This window comes from Psychrobacter sp. ENNN9_III (genome assembly GCF_001462175.1).
Taxonomy (GTDB): domain Bacteria; phylum Pseudomonadota; class Gammaproteobacteria; order Pseudomonadales; family Moraxellaceae; genus Psychrobacter.
Genome location: NZ_LNUO01000100.1, coordinates 1 through 7,540, shown reverse-complemented (window position 1 = coordinate 7,540; position 7,540 = coordinate 1). Strand labels below are relative to the sequence as shown.

Below are 7,540 nucleotides of genomic sequence, written 5' to 3'. Positions count from 1 at the left end.
AGTCACTGTGATAAGTGACTGCCCCTAGTTTTTATTTAATGGATTATTTTTAATTAACTGACACTAAATGAGCTTAACCCAATTATTTAGTAAGCTCAATGGTGCCATTTGCTGTCACAGAAATAGTGCTATTACCTGACTCAAAGTTTTGACTTGGTACTGAGGCATCTGCAGCTTCCGCTCTCATACGCATGCCGCTATACATTGGACGAGGATAATTGTTTCCCGTATTCAGATTGACATTGACCACACGATAGCCGCGAGCATCCCAAGCGCGTGTTAGGTTTTTAGCTTGATTTTGAAAGGCTCGAGAAGCATCCGTCATCAGTTTTTGCTCTAGCGCATCTTTTTTAGCATCTGAAACACCAAAGTTTAGATTCTCCATGACTAAGGTCTCTTGCAAATCTGCAATAAGCTGACTAGTCGCCGTGAAGTCGGTACTTTTTAGGTCGATACTCGCTTGTCCTGTCCAGCCGATGATTTTGTCGTTTTTATCATAGCGAGGATAGGTGCGTTGTTGACCCGTACTGACAGTCACACTAGGGTAGCGTTTAGCAATTTTCATAGCGTTATTGATTGAAGTATTGAGCGTTGTGGCTAGTGTTTTAGCATTGGTTGCTTGCGCTTTTTTATACATACTAGCGCGTACTTCATCGTTTTGAATTTCTTCTTTAACTTCCGTTTGAAAAGTAAGCTGGTCATAGCCTGTTGGTTCTGCATGTGCGCTGCCCATCATTGCAGTTAATAGGCAAGCGGTTCCTGTGGTTAAAGCCATCTTATTAAGTAAAGTGGTTTTCATAACAATCTCCTAAGTAAAGTAGATAATATTGACATATATCATGTTTAAATAAAGGCTTTCCTTTATGACTTGGGTGTGTCACTAATTTGGTCGTTACTCATCTAAATGGACTAAAAGTAGATAAGTTTTATTAAACATTGTCAAAGTGAGAATATACCTAAAAAGCGATAAGTATTTATTTTCTTTTATTAAAGAATAACTGGTCTTTTTAGCTTCACTAATTAAAATAGCAAAATTTAGACGAGTCCTTGTAAAGATTTTGTCACTAAACCTCGCAGTTAATCATGCTAAGCATAAGTGGTTTTAAGATAGGGGTTGTAATACCAAAAAATTCTTGTATAATCTTCTCTGGTGGCTCCATTGGTAGCCTCGCAACATTGTACTACGAATCCCGCCAGGACCGGAAGGTAGCAACGGTAGTAGATTCAATGTGTGCCGAGGATGTGCTGATGGAGTCGCTTTTTTTTGCTTAAAATTTGATAACTGCTTTGATAAACTATTCAAAAAGTATCTATGATGTACTAAGCCCTTCATTGCAAAGGGCTTTTTTTGTGCCTGCATTTCGTCTGATTCTGCCGTTTCATTGATTAAGATAGGTTAAGATATAGTATATAAAAATTTATCGAAACTGATATAAGTATGGAATGCATTGAGGCTTATTTATGAAAACACTGGTTTGGCTATTTATTATTATTTTGGTGCTGATTGTTGTTTTTGGCGTGTCGATATTCAACAAGTTGGTGCGGGCGCGCAACCAAGCGAAGAATGGCTTTGCACAGATAGATGTGCAGCTAAAGCGCCGTCATGATCTGATTCCAAACTTAGTAGAGGTTGCCAAGCGTTATTTGACCCATGAAGAAGAAACGCTAACTCGCGTGATTAGTGCGCGGAATCATGCCCAAAGCCTACAAGACTCTAGTAAGCATCAACCAGACTCGCTTGAGCATATGGCGCTATTTGCCAAAGCAGAAAGTATGCTGTCCAAAGCATTGGGGCAATTCTCAGCTGTGGTGGAAGCGTATCCTGAGTTAAAAGCGGACAGTATGATTAAAGAGCTGATGGATGAGCTGACCAATACAGAGAACCGTATAGGCTTTGCCCGTCAGCATTATAATGATAGCGTGATGTTTTACAATAATGACCGCGAAGTGTTCCCAAATAACCTTGTCAGTAGTACTTTTAGTTTTCGTCCGCTCAGTCCTTTAGTGTTTGAAGATAGAAAGGCCATTGCTAAAGCACCTGTCGTCAATATGGGCTGATGTTTCATTATATTCAGATGCGTTTAGCTATCTTTAAGTCAGGCATATAGATGGATTTTTTTGGTGAACAGCGGACACGTACTCAGCGCAGCCTGTGGCTCTACGGGCTGTTTTTTCTTATCGTATTTGCACATATAGTAGTGGCGCTTGGGGTAATGACGCTGCTGCTTACCCTATTTACTGGTGGTGTGTATTATTGGGCACTGGTACTGGTCATTGTTTGGACGTTGGCTAGCTTTATTGGTGGTAGCTTTTTAGAGTATCGCCGTTTAAAGACTGGTGGTCGTGCTATTGCCCAGCGCGTGGGTGCCGTGCGTTTGTTTATCGATAACAGTCAGGACGCTTGGGAGCACAGCCACGGAGTCGCCCATCAGCACGAATCTGTTTCAAAGGTTCGTTTTAGTGCTCGTCATATAGCGGTACGTGATGAGCGTGATTTTCCGCCTGTCTATCGGCGTTATTATGAGATTGCCCAGCAGTTGGCTATTGCTTCTGGTCTAAGTATGCCAATTCTTTATGTGCTGCCTGATGAGCAAGGCATCAATGGCTTTGTCGCGGGTCGTCATAGTCAGGATATGGTGTTAGTCGTCACCCAAGGTGCACTTGATAAGCTTTCTGATGAGGGGTTATATGGGCTGATAGGTCATGAATATGGTCATATCCTGCATGGTGATGCGACGTTCAATTTGCAGCTGATGGTGGTACTGGCAGGCTTGCAGATAGTCTATGACTGGAGCGATCCTATCAGTAATAACGCCTCTAGCTATAGGCGGCAGCAGAGTTATTTCGATAGCTCGATTGATAGCTCTTTTAATAGTGCTGTTAATCGAGACACGCCTTTGTCACAAAGCGCAATCGATAGTCGTGCACGCAGCACTGAGGCGCAAACAGCAAGCTTTACAAGCCATAGCGATTGGGTAGCATACTGGCAATCTCAATCGCACAGACAGTCACAGAGCCAGCAGTCATCAGCAAAGAGTCAGTCACGATGGCTAGAGAATAGACCTGTGATTGATCGGCAAGCACCGCGCAGTGTTTGGACATTGTTGTTACATGGGTTGAGTTTTTCGAGTATGGCAAGTGCGCAGCTGATTAAGCATAGCTTTAACCGTCAGCGTGAATTGCTCGCTGATGCGACCAGCGTGCAGCTGACACGCTCGCCTGCAATTATCGAAACTTTAAAAGCCATTCATCAAGATTCGCTTGGTTCGCGTCTATCAAATATCGCTGATATCAACGGGCTGAGTCATTTCTTTTTTGCCAGTAGTGGGGCGGACTTAGGTGATGTTTCGTGGTTTGCTACGCATCCTAGCTTAAGCGAGCGCATGAGTGCCATTAATGCCAATGCTTATCATGACTTTGCCGTTCAGGTCGCAAGAGAGAAGCGCATAAACCAGCAAAAAATAAAAGAGATATATGAGCAGCGTCGCCTTGGTGATTGGGGAGCAATAAAAGAAAATAGCCTAAGCAATAACCAAGAAGCAATCACACCCCAATCTTATATATCCAAAGCTCAATCAACATGTGTTAATCATGTTGTTGATAATAATTTCATCGAAAATCCTAATGATATGACTGACAATGAAGTTTCAGCTTTTTCTGCGAATGAACCTAGCAGTAAATTGGAAACAGATGTAGGTCTTGAGTTTGTCATAGAGGAAGATTTGGTTGTTGATGGGCGTTTGCAGGTACAGGCAGAAGATATTGGTACTTATCAGCTGTTAAAACCATGGATGGCAAAACCTGACAGCGATTTGCCATCAGCAGCTTTGATTAGTATTGACGATATAAATAAAGTGACACTACCACAGCATGTGCTCAATCACAGTCATCACCCATTAGGAACGCAGGCATTAATAGAAGCCATCATGCTGTGCCATCAAGGACAGGCAATATCTACGACTGGCATGTATGATTTAAAAGATATTTGGATTGGGCTTCCAAACGATAGGATATTTGCTGCTGACACTAATGCTGATATCAATACTAAGATGAAGCCTGGTACTTTCAGTAACCCTCAAGTTTTAGCGCATACGCTAGACCATAAATTGTTAGAGCTAATTGCAAATCTTGATAGACGTTTAGACAGTGCTTTGATGGCATTCGCTATCAAGCAACTCAGCCAGTATGATCTATCAGAAAGCACCATTAATCAATTACGTCTAAAAAGCGAAACCAGTCATAGTAACCAAGCACATCAACACTATGTAAAGCAGCAAAAATGTCGTACGATGCTGTTGCGCTACCAACAAGGCATGCTTGAGTTGTTTGGAAAACAGCTATCAGCTGATCTGACCAAAAGTTTTTCTGATAACCTATCAGATGAAAAAGATTTAATGGGTAATGTTCAGTCAGTACCGACTCATTTAAAAAGTGCTTCAATATCAATTTTAGCGCAGCAAGCTTCACCAATCCTATCGTTATGGCAAGCACTGCATTTACAGCAATTACTGCCGATATTTTCCGAAATTTTAAACGATAATGATGGAGACACACAGGCTGAATGGCAACCGCTATTACAGAGGGATGTGAGTGATATATGTGCTCAGCTTGATCCTTCAGGTCAGGTATTTAATGGCCTTAATGTGGCTAAGAGAGCCATAGTGACGTTGCTTGCATACCGGCTATCGAAAGATGTCAAAGGTCAGATGATATCGCCGTCACATAGCTCAGTACATGTGTCAGGGCTCGGCTATAATAACGACAGCGTTGCGCATTATATCGTCGATTTGCGCCGCCATGCGCGCTTGATTGATATTGATTTAACCATGATCAGTGATGCCAACTTGCAGTGGTTATTATTAACTGCCCAAAGTCTAAATAGTGTTCAACTGCTGGCTATTATTAATGCTGTGCCTGCCCATCCTGCATCTATTGCTACGGACTCTATAATAGAGGATCAGGGGAAAGAGAATTATCCAGAGAGACAACAGGAAAGCCGTCAAATAGACTATAATGAGTATCGACAATGGCTAAGTACATTGCATACCGTCATGTTACACGATACGATAATCAGTCAGGATGAATACGACTGCTTGATGGTACTCGCAGAGCGATGGCTAGGCGTTCGCGAGCTTTTTTGAATGCAGTTTAGTTGACACCTCAGAAGTCATTCAGCAGCTATGATGAATACTTTGGTTAAGCTGTCAAACTGATCAGCACATCTTTAAATGATTCAAACAAAATGAGCAAGGTAATAGAGACACATGAGTGATATCCAAGAACCGCTAATTGTATTGCAGCGCCGTATGCAGCAGCGCCAAATCCTAGCGATGATGGGTATTGAGCAATGGGTACAGCCGAATTCAGCGACGCTCAATATTACGGATATTGAGGCGGCTGAAAGTCAATTTGACTTATCTAATCAAAGCGCCTCTAACCAAAATATTGCACAACCAAGCGTTGAAGCAGAAGTCGTGGCGCGTTTAAATAATAACTCTTTAGACAATGAATCAGCAGACTCTATACTGGATACAGAAAATACGCCTGCTAGCGATTATGGTGATATTCAGAGTTATAATGACGTTCAAGATATTAACGAGCATGCCAATGAGCAAAGCCCAGTAAGCTATAGTTTTGACAGTACGACAAGCCATGCATCGAACTCTCCAAGCAATAGCGACTCTCAAGATAGCTTGCAACAAATACCACAAAACGTTGAGCAAGCGGTTGCCCCTTTAATAGACACCGTAACAACGACAGCCACTCCATCTATCAATCAGAATAATATTGCCGAAACCAATAATGATAATAGCCTTAAAAAGGTAGCACCATTTGATCTACAAGGTGGTCGCTATGGCGATTGGGTAATTCTGGTTGATATCCAAGCACTCAACAATGACAGCGAAAAGCTATGGCAAAATATCACGCAAGCATTGTCAATCACTTGCGAGACAACCTCATTTCCGATATGTGAGGGTATGGATACTGCCGAGCTTGCCAATGCTAGCCTTGCTGGATATGTGTTTAAGATTGGGCGCACTGAAGAAATAAAAGTAATGTCACTAACCGCACTGCCTGAAGGTCTTCACCATCCTAAACTTACTGCAGTACCCACCTTGGATGAGATGCTCGCTGATAGTAACCTAAAGCTTCAATTGTGGAAGCTGCTGTCGAGTCAGAGTTAAAGGCTGATGGCTTGCTGCAATAGCTATTGAACATAGCGATTAAGAATAAAATAGAGATAAGACTTACCTTAAGGGGTTTTAAAGCTGCAGTTCGAAAACTTGGCTTTTAGAACTTAGCTATTAAAACTTACATAACCACGATGACTTCATCATATTTAGGATATTGATTATGACCAGTAAAGCCGCTCCTAACCGTGTACCTAATTTTTCAGCGGGACCCGCTACGATACCGACCGCAGTGCTTGAGCGTGCGCAAAGTGAGCTGCTTGATTGGCAGGGGCGCGGTATGTCGGTCATGGAAGTAAGTCACCGTAGTAAAGAATATGTCACGATTACTGAAAAAGCCGAAGCTAAATTGCGCTCGTTAATGGATATTCCAGATAACTATAAGGTGCTATTTTTACAAGGCGGTGCCAGCTTACAGTTTTCAGCGATACCATTAAACTTATTAAATGGTGGGCGCGGTGACTATCTGACTACCGGTGCATGGTCAGGTAAAGCAGTCAAAGAAGCCAAGCGCTATGCCAAACTGGGTCTTGGTGAGGTTAATGAGGTCGCTACCGGTAAAGACAGCAATTTTACTAATGTGCCGGCTCAAAGCGATTGGAACCTAAGCGAAGATGCTGCGTACTTCCACTACTGCGCCAATGAAACCATTCATGGTCTACAGATATTTGAGCCGCCACAAGTTGATGCGCCGATTATCGCCGACATGTCTTCTTGCATTTTGTCACAGCCAATTAATGTATCTAAGTTTGGCATGATTTACGCTGGCGCACAGAAAAACATCGGTCCAGCGGGACTGATTATTGTGATTATTCGTGAAGATTTATTGGGGCAGGCAAGTGAGTGGTGCCCGCTGCTCATGAACTACGAGCATCAGGCTGAAAAAGAGTCGATGTCAAACACGCCAGCGACGTACTCTTGGTATTTGGCAGGGTTGGTATTTGATTGGTTAGAAGAGCGGGGCGGCGTTGAGGCTATTTATAAAGTGAATCAGCAAAAAGCGAATTTGCTATATAAAACAATCGATGACAGCAGCTTCTACAGTAATCCAGTTGAACCTAAATATCGCTCTATCATGAATGTGCCGTTTACGTTAGCAGACGATAGCCTTGATAAAGTGTTCTTAGAAGAGTCAGAGGCTGCAGGCTTAATGAACTTAAAAGGTCACCGTGATGTGGGCGGTATGCGTGCCAGTATCTATAATGCGGTGTCGCTAGATTGGGTACAGCAATTGGTTGACTTTATGATCGCATTTGAAAAAAAGCACGCTTAAATCAGTACAGTTTCTAAAAAAAGACGCAGCTTTATTTGAGTACAGTTTCTAAAAAAAGACGCAGCTTTATTTGAGT

Annotated in this window: 5 protein-coding genes and 1 other RNA gene; 5 read left to right on the top strand and 1 reads right to left on the bottom strand. The window is 42.4% G+C overall.

What is annotated here, in order from left to right; genetic code table 11:
• Window positions 1–82: 82 nt before the first annotated feature.
• Window positions 83–799 (bottom strand): SIMPL domain-containing protein, encoded by a 717-nt coding sequence (locus PENNN9_RS06410; RefSeq protein ID WP_058368873.1) that lies wholly within the window; start codon window positions 797–799, stop codon window positions 83–85.
• A gap of 358 nt (window positions 800–1,157) precedes the next feature.
• On the opposite strand from PENNN9_RS06410, the gene ffs reads away from it, so the two are divergent.
• The 5 genes from ffs to serC all read left to right on the top strand — a co-directional run bounded on the left by ffs (window position 1,158) and on the right by serC (window position 7,464).
• An RNA gene (ffs, locus tag PENNN9_RS12530) (signal recognition particle sRNA small type) lies at window positions 1,158–1,254 on the top strand.
• A 207-nt stretch (window positions 1,255–1,461) separates the two neighbouring features.
• Complete coding sequence (locus tag PENNN9_RS06405) at window positions 1,462–2,058, top strand: LemA family protein (RefSeq protein ID WP_058368872.1); 597 nt, start codon at window positions 1,462–1,464, stop codon at window positions 2,056–2,058.
• Window positions 2,059–2,108: 50 nt separating this feature from the next.
• Window positions 2,109–5,141, top strand: coding sequence for a M48 family metalloprotease (locus PENNN9_RS06400; RefSeq protein ID WP_058368871.1), 3,033 nt, complete (start codon window positions 2,109–2,111; stop codon window positions 5,139–5,141).
• 123 nt (window positions 5,142–5,264) lie between these two features.
• Complete coding sequence (locus PENNN9_RS06395) at window positions 5,265–6,185, top strand: hypothetical protein (RefSeq protein WP_058368870.1); 921 nt, start codon at window positions 5,265–5,267, stop codon at window positions 6,183–6,185.
• A 169-nt stretch (window positions 6,186–6,354) separates the two neighbouring features.
• Window positions 6,355–7,464 (top strand): 3-phosphoserine/phosphohydroxythreonine transaminase, encoded by a 1,110-nt coding sequence (gene serC / locus PENNN9_RS06390; protein ID WP_058368869.1) that lies wholly within the window; start codon window positions 6,355–6,357, stop codon window positions 7,462–7,464.
• Window positions 7,465–7,540: the final 76 nt, after the last annotated feature.

Excerpts from the sequence above, each read along its gene's own strand:
- PENNN9_RS06405 (WP_058368872.1), top strand. The coding sequence starts at position 1,462 with ATGAAAACACTGGTTTGGCTATTTATTATTATTTTGGTGCTGATTGTT.
- PENNN9_RS06410 (WP_058368873.1), bottom strand. The coding sequence starts at position 799 with ATGAAAACCACTTTACTTAATAAGATGGCTTTAACCACAGGAACCGCT.
- serC (WP_058368869.1), top strand. The coding sequence starts at position 6,355 with ATGACCAGTAAAGCCGCTCCTAACCGTGTACCTAATTTTTCAGCGGGA.
- PENNN9_RS06395 (WP_058368870.1), top strand. The coding sequence starts at position 5,265 with ATGAGTGATATCCAAGAACCGCTAATTGTATTGCAGCGCCGTATGCAG.
- PENNN9_RS06400 (WP_058368871.1), top strand. The coding sequence starts at position 2,109 with ATGGATTTTTTTGGTGAACAGCGGACACGTACTCAGCGCAGCCTGTGG.